This window comes from uncultured Aquabacterium sp., assembly GCF_947366995.1.
Classification (GTDB): Bacteria; Pseudomonadota; Gammaproteobacteria; order Burkholderiales; family Burkholderiaceae_C; genus Aquabacterium.
This window is the reverse complement of record NZ_CANBCC010000005.1, coordinates 36,326-51,060: the sequence shown is the minus strand read 5'-3', so window position 1 is coordinate 51,060 and position 14,735 is coordinate 36,326. Positions and strand designations below refer to the sequence as shown.

Sequence of the window (14,735 nt, the reverse complement as noted above, 5' to 3'; positions counted from 1 at the left end):
CGTGAAAACACCATTTTAAATGGGGTCATCGTGCACCGCTTTCAAGGGGCAGGGCGCCCCGCGAAATCGGACGCGGGGTTCAGCTTGCCTCCACCGGGCGGGGGCGCTTGTTGGCGAGCAGTTGTGGCCCCAGCGAGCCCAGCAGCATGCCGAGCAAGGCCATTCCCAGGCCGGCCAGCTGGCCCGGGAAAGCTTCTCCCAGGCCGCTGTGCAGCGTGAACAACGCAAGCGTGCCGATGCCCAGGGTGATCGACAGGAAGGCGCCCTGCGTGGTGGCGCGTTGCCAGTACAGCCCGAAGGTCAGCGGAATGAAGGCCCCCACCAGCGGGATCTGATAGGCGGCCGACACCAGATCGTAGATGGCTGTGCCCTGCATCACGATGGCGTAGGTGAGCACCAGTGCCGTGAAGACGAACAGCGTGATCCGCATGGCAAGCAGCACCTGGCGGTCGCTCATGCCGGGGCGCAGGTGCTTCAGGATGTTTTCCACGAAGCTGGTGGATGGCGCCAGCAGCGTGGCCGACGAAGTCGATTTGATCGCCGACACCAGGGCGCCAAAGAAGAAAATCTGCGCGACCAGCGGCATCTTGGTCAGGATCAGCGTGGGCAGGACCTGTTGCGGGTCGTGTGCGAGCAGCGCCTGGGTCTCGGTCGGCATGACGATCAGGGCGGACGCCACGATGAACATCGGCACGAAGGCGAAGGCCAGGTAGCCCAGGCCGCCGATGATGGCGCCCTTGCGCGCAGTGGCGCCGTCCTTGGCCGACATCACGCGCTGGAACACGTCCTGCTGCGGAATGGAGCCGAACATCATCGTGATCGCAGCCGCAATGAACCACACCCAGCCATGCGGCGTGGCCTCGGGCAGGATGCGGAACCAGTCGCGCGCCTCGGCCAGAGCCAGCACCTGACCCGCGCCACCAGCCTGGTCGGCCGCCATGTAGGCGATCAGCGAGAGGCCCACCACCAGCACGATCATCTGCACGAAGTCGGTCCACGCCACGGCCAGCATGCCGCCCACCAGCACATAGGCCAGCACCAGGGCGGTGCCGATCACCATGCCAGTCGATGTGGCAATGGCACCGCCGGACAGCACCGAGAAAACGAGGCCGAGCGCCGTGATCTGGGCGGCCACCCAGCCGAGGTAGCTGAGGATGATGGCGATGGAGCAGAAGATCTCGACCCCGGGACCGTAGCGGTCACGGTAAAAATCGCCGATCGTCATCAGGTTCATCCTGTACAGGCGCGTGGCGAAGAACGCCCCCACCAGCACCAGACACATCGAGGCTCCGAACGGGTCTTCGATCACCGCATTGAGGCCGCCCTCCACGAACTTCGCTGGGATGCCCATCACCGTTTCGGCGCCGAACCAGGTGGCGAAGGTGGTGGTGATCACCATGGCCAACGGCAGGCTGTGGCCGGCCACCGCAAAGTCGGTGGCGTTCTTGACGCGTGTGCCCGCGTACATCCCGATGGCCATCGTCCCCACGAGGTAGAGGACGACGAAGGCGAGCAAGGTCGTGTTCATGTTCGGCAGAACCTTTCAACTGACAGGCCGAAGAACAAGGGGCGGCCGTAAGGCCGTGTGGAGATCCGGGGGCGGAGTGTAGTGCCCGCGAGGGTGCCTGGCGCGGCGAGCGGGGGGAGAACCTGTGCCTTACAGGGCGCCGGTCCCGTGCAGTTGCAGCAAGAGGCGGGCCACCAGCAGGCCCATCACGAAGCCCAGCCCGATCCACAGCACGGCTGACAGGATGCGGTTGGTGCGACGCTGTTCGATCAGGATGGCCATCAGGTCGCGACGCAAGGCGGTGTCGCCCCGCTCGAGGTTATGGTGAACCAGCCGGGGCAGCTCGGGCAGCAGCTTGGCGTAGCGGGGCGCCTCGCGCTTGAGGCGGTGCAGCAGGCCTCGCCAGCCCACCTGCTCGTGCATCCAGCGTTCCAGGAACGGCTTTGCCGTGCTCCACAGGTCGAGGTCCGGGTCCAGGTCGCGCCCCAGGCCCTCGACGTTGAGCAGGGTCTTCTGCAGCAGCACCAGTTGCGGCTGGATCTCGACGTTGAACCGCCGCGAGATCTGGAACAGGCGCATCAGCACCTGGCCCAGCGAGATCTCCTTGAGCGGCCGGTCGAAGTACGGCTCGCACACGGTGCGCACGGCGCCTTCGAGTTCGTCCACCCGCGTGGCGGCCGGTACCCAGCCACTCTCGATGTGCAATTCGGCCACGCGCTTGTAGTCGCGGTGGAAGAAGGCAATGAAGTTCTGTGCGAGGTAGTCCTTGTCGACCTCGGTGAGCGTGCCGATGATGCCGAAGTCCAGGGCGATGTAGCGCCCGAAGGTTTCGGGTGCCAGGCTCACCTGGATGTTGCCCGGGTGCATGTCGGCGTGGAAGAAGCCGTCGCGGAACACCTGGGTGAAGAAAATGGTCACGCCGTCGCGGGCGAGCTTCTTGATGTCGACGCCGGCCTCGCGCAGCCGTGCCATCTGGCTGATGGGCACACCCTTCATGCGCTCCATCACCATGACAGTGGGGGTGCACAGGTCCCAGATCATCTCGGGCACGAGCACCAGGTCGAGGCCCTGCATGTTGCGGCGCAGCTGGGCCGCGTTGGCCGCCTCGCGCACCAGGTCCAGCTCGTCGTGCAGGTACTTGTCGAACTCGGCCACCACCTCGCGGGGCTTGAGGCGCTTGCCATCGGCCCAGAGCTTCTCGACCCAGCCGGCCAGGGTTCGCATCAGGGCCAGGTCGTCGTCGATCACGGCCAGCATGCCCGGGCGCAGCACCTTGACCGCGACCTCGCGGCCATCGTGCAGCACGCCGAAGTGCACCTGCGCGATCGAGGCGCTCGCCACGGGCTGCACCTCGAAGTCGCGGAAGACGGTGGCGATGGAGCGTCCCAAGGCCTTCTCGATCAGCAGGACCGACTCTTCGCCAGGGAAGGGCGGGACGCGGTCCTGCAGGCGCGCCAGTTCGTCGGCGACATCGGCGGGAATCAGGTCGCGTCGCGTGGACAGCATCTGCCCGAACTTCACGAAGATGGGGCCAAGGCGTTCCAGTGCTTCGCGCAGGCGCTGACCGCGCGGGTCATTCAGTCGACGGCCGGTGGCCAGCACCCGGCCCAGCAGCGACAGGCCCGGGCGGCGCAGGCTGTCGAGCATCAGGCCGTCCAGGCCGTAGCGCAGGACGATCAGGCCAATGAAGACCGGGCGAAACAGGGCACGCATCGGAACCGTCAGCGTGGCATGCCAGGACGCCAGCGCTGCAGCGCCTGTCTCACGGCGCCGCCCAGCATGCGCAGCATTTCTGCGGGGGCCGTGCCCATCCAGCGGGCCACGTCATCCTGGACGTCCCAGCGCAGATTGTTCATCAGCCAGGAGGCGACTTCGGCGAGCGCGGCGTCGCCCTCGATCGCCACGTCGGGCCGTTCACCGCGCAGGGCCTTGCGGGCCAGTGTCAGGGGATCCGGGAGGGCCACCGTCATCAGCAAGCCGGCCGTCACGTCGGCTGGGGCATCGGCATCGAACAGGCCGGCGGGGGTGATCTGCAGCCGCACGGGTGGCGGCAACCAGCTGTCGGCGGCCGGTGCGATGCGGCTCAACAGCCCGGGCAGGGCCGCATCTGTCACCGCGCTGCGCCAGCGAATCTCGATCGTGCGCCCGGCGTGTGGCTGCAGGCGGCTCACCGCTTGCGGTTCGCTGGACACGATGTGATTGAGCAGCAGGACCAGGCGCGGCAGGGCCAGCGGTCCGATCCACGAGAGCGGGGAAGCAGTCATGCCCCCGATTGTAGGGGGGGGCCGACATTCCGGCGGAACTCGCCCCCATGTAGGGTGGTCGCACCCGGCGCCTCAGGGGTTTTGCGCCACAATGATCTGAACCCGGGTCCGCCCGTTGGCGCACGCGATCCGGTGCCCTCCCGCCGGCTCCGTTTCATCCTGTCGACCCTGGGAAAGTCCCCGGCGTACATGTTTAACAACCGCAACTACAACCGTACGTTCTTCAACGCGCCGCAGTCGGTCACCTCGTTCGTGGCGGCCTTCCTCGAGCCCTCCATCACGGTGGCGTCGCTGCTGGCCACCATGGCGTGGTACGGCGAGCCCGTGCAGCGGGCTGCCATGGCCTTGTGTCTCCTGGTGTTCGCGCTGACGTTCCCGGGGCGTAACCGATTTGTCGATTCGCGTCTGGAAGCGGCCATCGACATCCTCGGCTCGTGGGTGTCGATGCTCGCCATCCTTTGGCTGTGCGGTTACGCCACCAACAGCCTGATGTTCTTCGACTTCCGGGTGATGCTGGTCTGGGCCGTGCTGACCCCGGTGCTGCAGTGGCTGGCGGTGTTGCTGGGCAAGGCGGTGATCAAGCACCGGTCAGCCCAGCCGCATGCGCGGCGGCGTGCCATTGTCGTGGGTGCGGGCCCGCTCGGCGGCAAGGTGGCGCGGGCGCTGCAGGGGCACCCCGATCAGGCCACCGAGTTCGTCGGCTACTTCGACGACCGCACCGATTCGCGCGTGCTGACCGAGGCCGTCAGCATGCGGCTCGGCGGCCTGCGCGACGTGGCCAACTACGTCTACGCGCACGGCATTCACGAGGTCTACATCACATTGCCGCTCGGCTCGCAGCCCCGCATCGTGGAACTGCTGGAGGCCGTGCAGGGCACCACCGCCTCGCTGTACTTCGTTCCCGACGTGTTCGGCATCAGCATCATCCAGGGGCGCCTGCAGGACATGAATGGGGTCCCGGTGGTCGGCATTTGCGAGACCCCCTTTACGGGCACCAACGAACTGGTCAAGCGGGTGTCCGACATCGTCCTGGCCGGCATCATCCTCGTGCTGATCTCGCCGATCCTGCTGGCGCTCGCGATCGGGGTCAAGATGAGTTCGCCGGGCCCGATCATCTTCAAGCAGCGTCGCAACGGGCTGGACGGCGAGGAAATCATCGTCTACAAATTCCGCTCGATGCGCACCCAGGACAACGGTCCGGTGGTGAAGCAGGCAACCAAGGGCGACCCACGCATCACGCCGTTCGGCGCCTTCATCCGCAAGACCTCGCTGGACGAACTGCCGCAGTTCATCAACGTGCTGCAAGGGCGCATGAGCATCGTGGGCCCCCGCCCGCACGCGGTCGCGCACAACGAGGAATACCGTCGCCTGATCAAGGCCTACATGGTCCGGCACAAGGTCAAGCCGGGCATCACGGGCTGGGCCCAGGTGCACGGGCTGCGCGGCGAAACCGAAACGATCGACAAGATGCAGGCGCGGGTCGAGTACGACCTCGAGTACCTGCGCAACTGGTCGCTGGCGCTCGACCTGCAGATCATCATCCGCACGGTTCGCGTGATGGTGTTCGACCGCAACGCCTACTGAGCCGAATTCAACTGAACACCGAGGTGACCATGACCCAGAGGTACCGGCACGCTTTTCCCCTGGCCCGCAGCGTCGTGATGGCGGCTGTGGCACTGGGTGCGTCTGGCGCGCACGCCAATGACGAAGATCTGCCGCTGTTTCTGACACTGAGCCAGTCGGTGCGGCAGGATTCGAACTTCTCCCGGAATGCGGCCGAGGCGTCCGAAACCGTGAGCACGACGTCCGTCGGCGGGGGGTTCAGCAAGAGCTATGGTCGTCAGACCTACCGGCTCGCCGGCACGCTGGGGGCGCAGCGCTATCGCAACTTCGAGTACCTCCGCAATGACACCAAGCGGCTGGACGGGCAGTTCACATCAGAGTTCGGGCGCAATTTCAAGTTGTCTCTGGGCGGGCAGTACAACCAGGGCCTCAACCCGATCCAGAACAACAACAACGGCGAGCTGCGTGTGGTGCGCAACATCCGCACGCTGTCGGGCACTTCGGCCTCATTGCAGTACGGTTTGGGCGGCCGGTTCAGCCTGGTGGGCTCGGTCGAGAACAACAAGCAGACCTTCTCGGAGCCTGCCTACCGGACGCTCAACCTTGATCAACAGGCCAGGGCCGCCCGCGTGCTCTACAACGTGACGGACACGCTCCAGTGGGGGGTAGGTCTGCGGCGCGTTGAAACCGACTATCCGTATCGCAACAACGAGCAGGTCCGCGACAACAACATCGACTTCCAGGTGGGGTGGCAGGCCACGGGACAGAGCAGCCTGGATGCAGTGCTGAGTCGCCGTGACAGCCGCTACTCGATCACCGGCCGGAAGCTCAACAGCTGGGTGGGCTCGCTGAACTGGGAGTTCACGCCGCGGGGGCTCATCGTCTACCGCGTGGGCCTGTCGCGCTCGACGGGCAGTGACCGTTACACGCAGCGACAGTCGTTCCTCGGTTCCGGGTTCGACGCCAACTTCGACTACAACACGATCACGACCGGGGTGAACATGTCGGCGCGCTACCAGCCGACCGCCAAGATCGGGCTGACGGCCGCCTACTCGTACGCCAAGTACGACGTCAACCGTGCGGCAACCTCGCGTTTCGACAACGGTGCGGTGGTGGACGCGGGCAGCACGCAGCGCAGCAGCCATTTCTCGGAACTGTCGCTGGCAGGTGATTACGCCGCCATGCGGTCGCTGAAGCTTGGTTGCAACGTGTCGCGCTATGACCAGACCGCGGACTTCTTTCGTCGGGCCTTCAGCGGTCACGCGTACGGCTGCACCGCCACCTTCACCCTCGATTGATGCCCATGCCCGCTGTTCTGTTGACCGGTGCGACCGGCTACATCGCATCTCATACCTGGCTGGCGCTCCAGGAAGCCGGATTTGACGTCATCGGCGTCGACAGCCTGGTGAACAGCTCGGCGCGGGTGCTGCCGCGGCTGCAGCAACTGTCCGGCAGAGAGCCAGCCTTCGTGGAAGGCGACGTGCGCGACGCAGCCGTGCTCGACCGGTGTTTTGAATTGGGGCAGGCCCGGTTCGGCGGCATCTCCGCGGTGGTCCACTTTGCGGCGCTGAAAGCCGTGGGTGAGTCCACCGAAAAGCCGCTCGACTATTTCGAGAACAACATCGGCGGCCTGCTGTCGGTGTGCCAGGCGATGAAGCGCCATGACGTACACGATCTCGTGTTCAGTTCGTCGGCCACGGTGTATGGCAAGCCCGAGTCGCTGCCCATCACCGAAGACGCGCCGCTGCGTGCCACCAACCCCTACGGACAGACCAAGCTGATCGGCGAGGAATTGCTGCGCGAACTCGAGCGGTGCGATCCTCGCTGGCACATCGCCTGCCTGCGCTACTTCAACCCGGTTGGCGCGCATCCGAGTGGTCTGATCGGCGAAGACCCACGCGGCGTGCCCAACAACCTGATGCCCTATGTGGCCCAGGTGGCGGTGGGCAAGCGCGCCCACCTGAACGTGTTCGGCAACGACTACGACACGCCGGATGGCACGGGCGTGCGCGACTACATTCACGTCTGCGACCTGGCCGAGGGCCACGTTGCGGCCTTGCGATACCTGGCGCAGCAACAGCGTTCGCTGACCGTCAACCTCGGCACCGGCCGGGGCTACAGCGTGCTGGAGCTGGCCCGCGCCTATGGCGACGCCGCCGGCCGCGAGATCCCGCTGGTGTTCGCACCGCGGCGCCCCGGTGACGTCGACGCCTGCTATGCCGACCCCCGTGCGGCGCTGGAAACCATGGGGTGGCGTGCCACCCGTGGCCTGCCGGACATGTGCGCCGATTCATGGCGCTGGCAATCCCTCAACCCCCTCGGTTTCGAGGGCTGACCCTTTCATCCTCCTGCGCCTTGCGTGTAACCTGCCGTGGCGCCTACTCGCATCTCTGACTCATGACCCACGCACTGCTTCCCGTCATCATGGCCGGTGGCTCCGGCACCCGCCTGTGGCCGCTGTCGCGCGCGCTGTACCCCAAACAGTTTCTGGTGCTGCAAGGCACGCAGAGCCTGTTCCAGCAGGCCCACCTGCGCCTGCAGTCGCTTGCGGCTGATGACATCGCGGTGGGCAAGCCGTGCATCGTCGGCAACGAGGAGCACCGCTTTCTCGTGCTCGATCAGTTGCGCGAGTTGAAGGGCGAGCCATCGTCTCTGCTGCTCGAACCCGTGGGGCGCAACACCGCGCCAGCCGTGACGCTGGCCGCGCTGCAGGCCACGGCCGAAGGGGCCGACCCGATCCTGGTGGTCACTCCGGCCGATCAGACCGTGACCAACGAGCGCGCGTTCACGCAGGCCGTGCAGACCGCCGTGCGTGCGGCGGCCGAGGGTGACATCGTGATCCTCGGCATCACGCCGGATCGCCCCGAGACCGGGTTTGGCTACATCCGCACGAGTGACGCCGACGCGGTGGGGGTGCGCGGTGTGGACGCCTTCGTCGAGAAACCCGACCTGGAGAAGGCCAAGGCCTACGTGGCTGACGGCGGCTACTTCTGGAACAGCGGCATGTTCGTGATGCGGGCCTCGCGCTGGCTCGCGGCGCTGGGGCATTTCCGTCCGGACATCCTCGCGGCCACGCAGGCGTCGTTTGCCGCGCGCGGCACCGACGCGCAGTTCGTGCGCCCGGGCAAGGCCGAGTTCGCGGCCGTGCCGTCCGAGTCGGTGGACTACGCGGTGATGGAGCAGTGCCCGAGCCACCCGGAGGCCGGCTTCAAGGTGCGCATGGTGCCGCTGGACGCCGGCTGGTCCGATCTGGGCGCCTGGGATGCCGTGTGGCAGGTCAGCGAGCGCGATGCGAACGGCAACGCGGCCCAGGGCGATGCGCTGTTCCAGAGCAGCACCAACACGCTGGTGCACGCCACCAGCCGGCTGGTGGCGGCAGTTGGCCTCGACAACGTGGTGGTGGTCGAAACGCCGGACGCCGTGCTGGTGGCCGACCGCAACAGCAGCCAGGACGTCAAGAAGATCGTCGCCACGCTGGAGAAGCAGTCCCGATCGGAAGGCACCCTGCACCGTCGAGTGCATCGCCCGTGGGGCTGGTACGACTCGATCGACATGGGCCCGCGCTTCCAGGTCAAGCGCATCATGGTGAAGCCGAAGGCCTCCCTGAGCCTGCAGATGCACCACCACCGTGCCGAGCACTGGATCGTGGTCAGCGGCACGGCCGAGGTCACCAACGGCGACCAGGTGCTTCTGCTGGGCGAAAACCAATCGACCTACATCCCGCTGGGCACGGTGCACCGCCTGGTGAACCCCGGCGCGATCCCGCTGGAAATCATCGAAGTGCAGTCTGGCAGCTACCTCGGTGAGGACGACATCGTGCGCTTCCAGGACAACTACGGCCGGTCGGCCTGATCGGTCAGCGCGCCATGAAGAAAGCCACCGCAGTGCGGTGGCTTTTTTTCTTGGTGGAGCCCGGCGCGGTTCAGTCGAGGAAGTGCAGCAAGTCGAGCGGGGTGGTGGCGATCACGTCGGCGCCCCAGTCGGCGATGTCGCCGTTGTGGCCGATGTAGCCCCAGCGGGCGGCGGCGCTTGGCATGGCGGCTGCCTGGGCGGCCTGGATGTCGCGCAGGTCATCGCCGACGTAGAGTGCGCGGGTCGGCGGCACGCCCAGTTGCTCGCATGCGGTGAGCAGGGGGAGCGGGTGGGGCTTGGCGTGGGCCGTGCTGTCGCCGCTGATGACCACGCCTGCGCGGGCCATGAGGCCGAGGCCGTCCATCACCGGCACGGTGAAGCGGTGCGGCTTGTTGGTCACCACGCCCCATTTCAGCCCTCGCGCCTCCAGCTGGTCCAGCAGTTCGGCCATGCCCTCGAACAGGACGGTGGTCTCGCTCAGGCACTGTGCGTAGGCAGCCAGAAAGGCCAGGCGCAGCGGCTCGAACTCGTCATGACCCGGATGGATGTCGAGGCCTGCGCCGAGGAGGCCCCGTGCACCCGCCGAGGCGTAAGGGCGCAAGGTTTCCAGCGGCATGGGCGGCAGGCCGCGCTGCACACGAAGGCGGTTGAGTGCACCGACGAGGTCACCCGCGGTGTCGGCCAGCGTGCCATCCAGGTCGAACAGCACTGCTTGAGGCGGGGCAGACCAGCGGATACGGCTGGGAGCGTGGTGCGCGTGCAGGGCGGTCATGGGCGTGGGCCTCAGGCGGCCGGCTTGCGGCAGGCCACCAGGTAGTTCACGCTGGTGTCCTGGTTGAGGCTGTAGATGCGGGTGAGCGGGTTGTAGCCCATGCCCTTGAACTCGCGGTGATCGAGGCCCGCTTCCCGGATCCAGCGCGACAGCTCGGCCGGGCGGATGAAGCGCGAGAACTCGTGCGTGCCCTTGGGCAGCAGCTTGAGCAGGTATTCGGCGCCCAGGATGGCGAACAGATACGACTTGGGGTTGCGGTTCAGCGTCGAGAAGAAGACCCAGCCGCCAGGTTTGGCCATCTGCGCGCAGGCGCGCACGACCGCAGACGGGTCCGGCACGTGTTCGAGCATCTCCATGCAGGTCACGACGTCGAAGTGGCCCGGCTGTTCGGCAGCGAGGGCCTCGGCGGCCACCGCGCGGTAGGTCACGTTGGCCACGCCCGCTTCCATGGCGTGCAGCATGGCGACCTTCAAGGGCCGGTCGGCCAGGTCGATGCCCAGCACCTCGGCACCACGGCGGGCCATCGATTCAGCGAGGATGCCGCCACCACAGCCCACGTCCACCACGGTCTTGCCCTTGATTGAGGCGAGTTGGTCGATCCAGTCCAGGCGCAGCGGGTTGATCTGGTGCAGCGGCCGGAATTCGCTCTCAGGGTCCCACCACTTGTGGGCCAGGTCGCTGAATTTGGCGAGTTCTTGGGGGTCGGCGTTCGTCATGGACGAGATGCTAACCCGAGCAGACGCCCCGCCCGGGATCGCCCTCAGTCACTGACCTGTTTGAGACGCCGGTACAGCGTATTGCGGCTGATGCCCAGCTTGCGGGCGGCCTCGGACATGTTGCCGTTCGAGGCCTGAATGGCGCGTTCGATGGCGCTGTGGGAAAGTCGCCGCAGGTTGACCTCGGCGGCCTCTTCCGCGCTGGCCAGGGGCGGCGGGGGCAGGCTGTCCGCGCGGGGGGCGGCGGGGGCATCGTCGCGGTAGGGGCGCGAGAACACGTCATACCAGAGGTCTTCGCTGAAGTGCTCCCAGTGCAGTTCGTCTTCGTGCGGGCCGAGCAGCGCGCAGGCCGTGCGCAGCACCGCGTGCAGTTGGCGCAGGTTGCCGGGCCAGGGATGCTGCAGGAGGGCTTCGACGACCTCGACGGTGATGCGGGGCGGCTCCACCCGCTTCATGTCGAGTGCGATGGAGGCGAGCATGTCGTCGATGAGGTCGGCGGTGTCGCCACGCTCGCGCAGCGCGGGGATCTGGACGGTGAGGCCGTTGACCCTCCAGTACAGGTCTTCACGGAAGCGGCTTGCGGAGACGGCGTCGCGCAGGGCCTGGTGTGTGGCGCAGACGAGAACGAAATCGACGGGTTCGGGATGCAGGGCGCCGACGGGCACGACCTGCTTGTCCTGCAGCACGCGCAGCAGCCGCACCTGCAGCGCCGGGGCGAGCTCGCCGATCTCGTCGAGAAACAGGGTGCCCCCCTCGGCCTGACGGATGCGGCCGGGTGACCCCTCGGGGCGCGCCCCAGGGAAGGCGCCGCCGACGTGGCCGAACAGTTCGACTTCCATGAGTGCCTCGGGCAGCGAGGCGCAGTTGACGGCGACAAAGGGCTTGGTGGCGCGATCGCCCTCGGCGTGCAGCGTGCGGGCAAAGACCTCCTTGCCCGTGCCCGCCTCGCCCTGAAGCAGCACCGGGATGCCCTGGGCCTGGACGCGCAGCGCGCGCGTCAGGGCCTGCACCATGCGGCGGTCGTCACGGCGGTCCTGGGCCATCGGCGGGCGCCCACGGGCGGCGGCCGCAGCTGCCGCGGCAGACGGCGCTGCGGCACCGGAACGCGAGCGGGTGTGGCTGACGGGCGTGGCCGCCCAGACGCGACGGCGGCGGTCGGGTTCGTCGCGCACATACAGGGTGTGGCCCTGCATGGTGGTGACGCGGGTGGGCTGGCCGGTCGCAGGCAGGGACTGGAGCCGCAGGGCCTGGGGGCCGAAGACGCGGTCGAGCGTGATGGCGCCGATCTGGCTGGCGCTGAGGTTCAGCCAGTGCTGTGCGATCGCGTTGGCGCCCATGATCCAGCCGTCTTCCGAGACGGCCAGGAGGCCCTCCCCGACGGCGCCGAGGCCTTCGACGTGCGGGTGCAGGCGCAGCAGCGGGTCGTTGATGTGCCGTGCGTGGAAGAGGCGGTCTTCGATCATGCGCGCGGCTGAGCGCACCAGCGCAAAGGTGTGCGGGTGGTAGCCGCTCTGGTCGACCGAGATGTCGAGCACGCCGCGGAGCCGGCCGTCGGGCGCCATGACGGGTGAGGCCGAACAGGTCAGGAAGCTGTTGCGCTCGAGGTAATGCTCGGCGCCGTGGATGACGGTGGGGCAGCCGTTGGCGATGGCGGTGCCGATGGCGTTGGTGCCGCGGTGCTCTTCGCGCCACAGCGCGCCCGGGGCCAGCGAGACGCGCTCGGCCCGGGTGAGGAAATCGGCGTCGCCCAGGCTGTGGAGCAGCAGGCCCTGGGAATCGGCCAGTACGATGACGCTGCCGCTGTCGCGCATCTGGTCGTGCAGGAACTCCATCACCGGGCGCGCGTGGGCCAGCAGGTCGTACTCGCATGCGAGGGCGCGGCGCAGGTCGGCAGCCGAGGTGATGGGCGGGGCGACCGGGGGCTCGACGGGCGAGAGGCCGGCCATCTGGCTGCGTTGCCAGGACAAGGAGACCTGCAGGCTGACGACGCCTTCCGGTACTTCGCCGGTTTCAAGCAGACAGCGACGTGCATGGCGCAGTTGGTCGGCGGTGGCTTGCGGAGTCAGTTGCATGGGCGCCTCGGGGAGCAGTGTTTTCGGACGCCAAACCCCCTGCAGGAACGGGGCCCGTCCGAATTCCGTTAACGGGTCGCAGTATGGTCCCTGTCGCGGTCTGTCACATGCGGGTTCCCCCTGTGTCAACGCGGAGCATCGTCACAAAGCGTCGCAAACCGTGGAGCAAGTGGCCTGAATGCATCGAGTCGGGTCTGAGCGGTACCGACACGCCCTGCATCGCGATTTTCTCCAGCAGCCAAAGGGGTTTGGCGCGTTCTGCCCGGTTGCGGCAGCGGGCCCGCACGGTGACGGAATCTCGGTGGAAACCCGCGTTGGCACGGGCCATGCCCTATTGGCCCCGGTAGCCGACACCTGTGACACCCGCAGGCCGAGGCGACTCACAAGCTCAACCGCTGACATACCCGGCAGACCTCTGAAGGAGACCCCCATGACTGTTTACGCCGCACCTGGCGCCGCTGGCGCACCCGTTGCGTTCAAGCCCCGTTACGACAACTTCATCAACGGCAAGTTCGTGGCGCCGGTGGGTGGCCAGTACTTCGACGTGATCACCCCGATCAGCGGCAAGGTGTACACCCAGGCTGCCCGTTCCACCGAAGCAGACGTCGAGCTGGCGCTGGACGCCGCCCACGCCGCCAAGGACAAGTGGGCTGCCACCTCGCCCACCGAGCGTTCGAACATCCTGCTGAAGATCGCCGACCGCATCGAGCAGAACCTGGAAAAGCTGGCCTACGCTGAAACCGTCGACAACGGCAAGCCGATGCGCGAAACGCTGAACGCGGACATCCCGCTGTCGGCCGACCACTTCCGCTACTTCGCTGGCTGCCTGCGTGCCCAGGAAGGCGCCATCTCCGAAATCGACGGCAACACCGTTGCTTACCACTTCCACGAGCCCCTGGGCGTCGTCGGCCAGATCATCCCCTGGAACTTCCCGCTGCTGATGGCCGCCTGGAAGCTGGCCCCGGCCTTGGGCGCTGGCAACTGCGTGGTCCTGAAGCCCGCCGAGTCGACCCCGATCTCGATCCTCGTGTTCGCCGAGCTGATCGCCGACCTGCTGCCCCCGGGCGTGCTGAATATCGTCAACGGTTTCGGCCGCGAAGCCGGCATGCCGCTGGCCTCGAGCAAGCGCATCGCCAAGATCGCCTTCACCGGTTCGACCGCCACCGGCAAGGTCATTGCCCAGGCTGCTGCCGGCAACCTGATCCCCGCCACGCTGGAACTCGGCGGCAAGAGCCCGAACGTCTTCTTCGAAGACGTGATGGCCGAAGACGATGCCTTCCTGGACAAGGCCATCGAAGGTCTGGTGCTGTTCGCCTTCAACCAGGGTGAGGTCTGCACCTGCCCGTCGCGCGCCCTGATCCAGGAATCGATCTACGACCGCTTCATCGAGCGCGCCATCAAGCGCGTGGCCGCCATCAAGCAGGGCAGCCCGCTGGACACCGAGACCATGATGGGTGCCCAGGCTTCGCAGATGCAGATGGACAAGATCCTGTCGTACCTGGAAGTGGGCAAGCAGGAAGGTGCCGAAGTGCTGATCGGTGGCGAGCGCGCTCAGCTGGACGGCGACCTGGCCGACGGCTACTACGTGAAGCCGACCCTGTTCAAGGGCCACAACAACATGCGCATCTTCCGTGAAGAAATCTTCGGCCCGGTGCTGGCCGTGACGACCTTCAAGACGGAAGAGGAAGCCCTGCAGATCGCCAACGACACCGTTTACGGTCTGGGCGCTGGCGTGTGGAGCCGTGACGGCAACCGCGCCTTCCGCATGGGCCGCGCCATCCAGGCTGGCCGCGTGTGGACCAACTGCTATCACGCCTACCCCGCGCACGCTGCCTTCGGCGGCTACAAGGAATCGGGCATCGGCCGTGAAACCCACAAGATGATGCTGGACCACTATCAGCAGACCAAGAACCTGCTGGTGTCCTACAACCCCAACAAGCTGGGCTTCTTCTGATCCCAGGGGTTTTTTGAGTTCGTTCAGTGACAGCG

The 14,735-nt window shown here is 66.8% G+C and carries 11 protein-coding genes; 5 read left to right on the top strand and 6 right to left on the bottom strand.

Features of this window, described 5'->3' with window-relative positions; translation table 11 throughout:
* Window positions 1-79: 79 nt before the first annotated feature.
* From Q0Z44_RS02870 to Q0Z44_RS02860, 3 genes are all read right to left on the bottom strand, one after another.
* Window positions 80-1,528: a sodium:solute symporter family protein gene (locus Q0Z44_RS02870; RefSeq protein ID WP_298009979.1), complete on the bottom strand. Its 1,449-nt coding sequence runs from the start codon at window positions 1,526-1,528 to the stop codon at window positions 80-82.
* Between the two features lie 129 nt (window positions 1,529-1,657).
* Entirely contained in the window at window positions 1,658-3,220 is a 1,563-nt protein-coding gene (ubiB, locus tag Q0Z44_RS02865; protein WP_298009976.1) for a ubiquinone biosynthesis regulatory protein kinase UbiB, read from the bottom strand.
* A gap of 8 nt (window positions 3,221-3,228) precedes the next feature.
* Window positions 3,229-3,771, bottom strand: coding sequence for a hypothetical protein (locus tag Q0Z44_RS02860; protein ID WP_298009972.1), 543 nt, complete (start codon window positions 3,769-3,771; stop codon window positions 3,229-3,231).
* Between the two features lie 189 nt (window positions 3,772-3,960).
* Between Q0Z44_RS02860 and Q0Z44_RS02855 the strand changes: the two genes are divergently transcribed.
* The 4 genes from Q0Z44_RS02855 to Q0Z44_RS02840 all read left to right on the top strand — a co-directional run bounded on the left by Q0Z44_RS02855 (window position 3,961) and on the right by Q0Z44_RS02840 (window position 9,186).
* Window positions 3,961-5,355: an undecaprenyl-phosphate glucose phosphotransferase gene (locus tag Q0Z44_RS02855; protein ID WP_298009969.1), complete on the top strand. Its 1,395-nt coding sequence runs from the start codon at window positions 3,961-3,963 to the stop codon at window positions 5,353-5,355.
* A gap of 29 nt (window positions 5,356-5,384) precedes the next feature.
* Window positions 5,385-6,632 carry a hypothetical protein gene (locus tag Q0Z44_RS02850; RefSeq protein WP_298009966.1) on the top strand — a complete coding sequence of 416 codons (1,248 nt, stop codon included), beginning with the start codon at window positions 5,385-5,387 and terminating at the stop codon, window positions 6,630-6,632.
* Window positions 6,633-6,637: 5 nt separating this feature from the next.
* Window positions 6,638-7,669 carry a UDP-glucose 4-epimerase GalE gene (galE, locus tag Q0Z44_RS02845; protein ID WP_298009963.1) on the top strand — a complete coding sequence of 344 codons (1,032 nt, stop codon included), beginning with the start codon at window positions 6,638-6,640 and terminating at the stop codon, window positions 7,667-7,669.
* Window positions 7,670-7,731: 62 nt separating this feature from the next.
* Entirely contained in the window at window positions 7,732-9,186 is a 1,455-nt protein-coding gene (locus Q0Z44_RS02840; RefSeq protein WP_298009960.1) for a mannose-1-phosphate guanylyltransferase/mannose-6-phosphate isomerase, read from the top strand.
* Window positions 9,187-9,256: 70 nt separating this feature from the next.
* On the opposite strand, the gene gph is transcribed toward Q0Z44_RS02840, so the two are convergent.
* The 3 genes from gph to Q0Z44_RS02825 are packed head-to-tail and all read right to left on the bottom strand — an operon-like array spanning window position 9,257 to window position 12,746.
* On the bottom strand, window positions 9,257-9,958 hold the full coding sequence (gene gph, locus Q0Z44_RS02835) for a phosphoglycolate phosphatase (RefSeq protein WP_298009955.1): 702 nt from the start codon (window positions 9,956-9,958) through the stop codon (window positions 9,257-9,259).
* A gap of 11 nt (window positions 9,959-9,969) precedes the next feature.
* Complete coding sequence (gene ubiG / locus Q0Z44_RS02830; RefSeq protein ID WP_298009952.1) at window positions 9,970-10,674, bottom strand: bifunctional 2-polyprenyl-6-hydroxyphenol methylase/3-demethylubiquinol 3-O-methyltransferase UbiG; 705 nt, start codon at window positions 10,672-10,674, stop codon at window positions 9,970-9,972.
* Between the two features lie 44 nt (window positions 10,675-10,718).
* A complete protein-coding gene (locus Q0Z44_RS02825; protein WP_298009949.1) occupies window positions 10,719-12,746 on the bottom strand; it encodes a sigma-54-dependent Fis family transcriptional regulator in 2,028 nt (675 codons plus the stop codon).
* Window positions 12,747-13,176: 430 nt separating this feature from the next.
* Here Q0Z44_RS02825 and Q0Z44_RS02820 point away from each other — a divergent pair, with 430 nt between their 5' ends.
* Window positions 13,177-14,700 (top strand): aldehyde dehydrogenase family protein, encoded by a 1,524-nt coding sequence (locus Q0Z44_RS02820; protein WP_298009945.1) that lies wholly within the window; start codon window positions 13,177-13,179, stop codon window positions 14,698-14,700.
* Window positions 14,701-14,735 lie beyond the last annotated feature (35 nt).

Bases quoted from the DNA above. Each gene is read 5' to 3' on its own strand.
- galE (WP_298009963.1), top strand. From the start codon at position 6,638: ATGCCCGCTGTTCTGTTGACCGGTGCGACCGGCTACATCGCATCTCAT.
- ubiG (WP_298009952.1), bottom strand. From the start codon at position 10,674: ATGACGAACGCCGACCCCCAAGAACTCGCCAAATTCAGCGACCTGGCC.
- Q0Z44_RS02825 (WP_298009949.1), bottom strand. From the start codon at position 12,746: ATGCAACTGACTCCGCAAGCCACCGCCGACCAACTGCGCCATGCACGT.
- Q0Z44_RS02820 (WP_298009945.1), top strand. From the start codon at position 13,177: ATGACTGTTTACGCCGCACCTGGCGCCGCTGGCGCACCCGTTGCGTTC.
- Q0Z44_RS02855 (WP_298009969.1), top strand. From the start codon at position 3,961: ATGTTTAACAACCGCAACTACAACCGTACGTTCTTCAACGCGCCGCAG.
- ubiB (WP_298009976.1), bottom strand. From the start codon at position 3,220: ATGCGTGCCCTGTTTCGCCCGGTCTTCATTGGCCTGATCGTCCTGCGC.
- Q0Z44_RS02850 (WP_298009966.1), top strand. From the start codon at position 5,385: ATGACCCAGAGGTACCGGCACGCTTTTCCCCTGGCCCGCAGCGTCGTG.
- Q0Z44_RS02860 (WP_298009972.1), bottom strand. From the start codon at position 3,771: ATGACTGCTTCCCCGCTCTCGTGGATCGGACCGCTGGCCCTGCCGCGC.
- Q0Z44_RS02870 (WP_298009979.1), bottom strand. From the start codon at position 1,528: ATGAACACGACCTTGCTCGCCTTCGTCGTCCTCTACCTCGTGGGGACG.
- Q0Z44_RS02840 (WP_298009960.1), top strand. From the start codon at position 7,732: ATGACCCACGCACTGCTTCCCGTCATCATGGCCGGTGGCTCCGGCACC.
- gph (WP_298009955.1), bottom strand. From the start codon at position 9,958: ATGACCGCCCTGCACGCGCACCACGCTCCCAGCCGTATCCGCTGGTCT.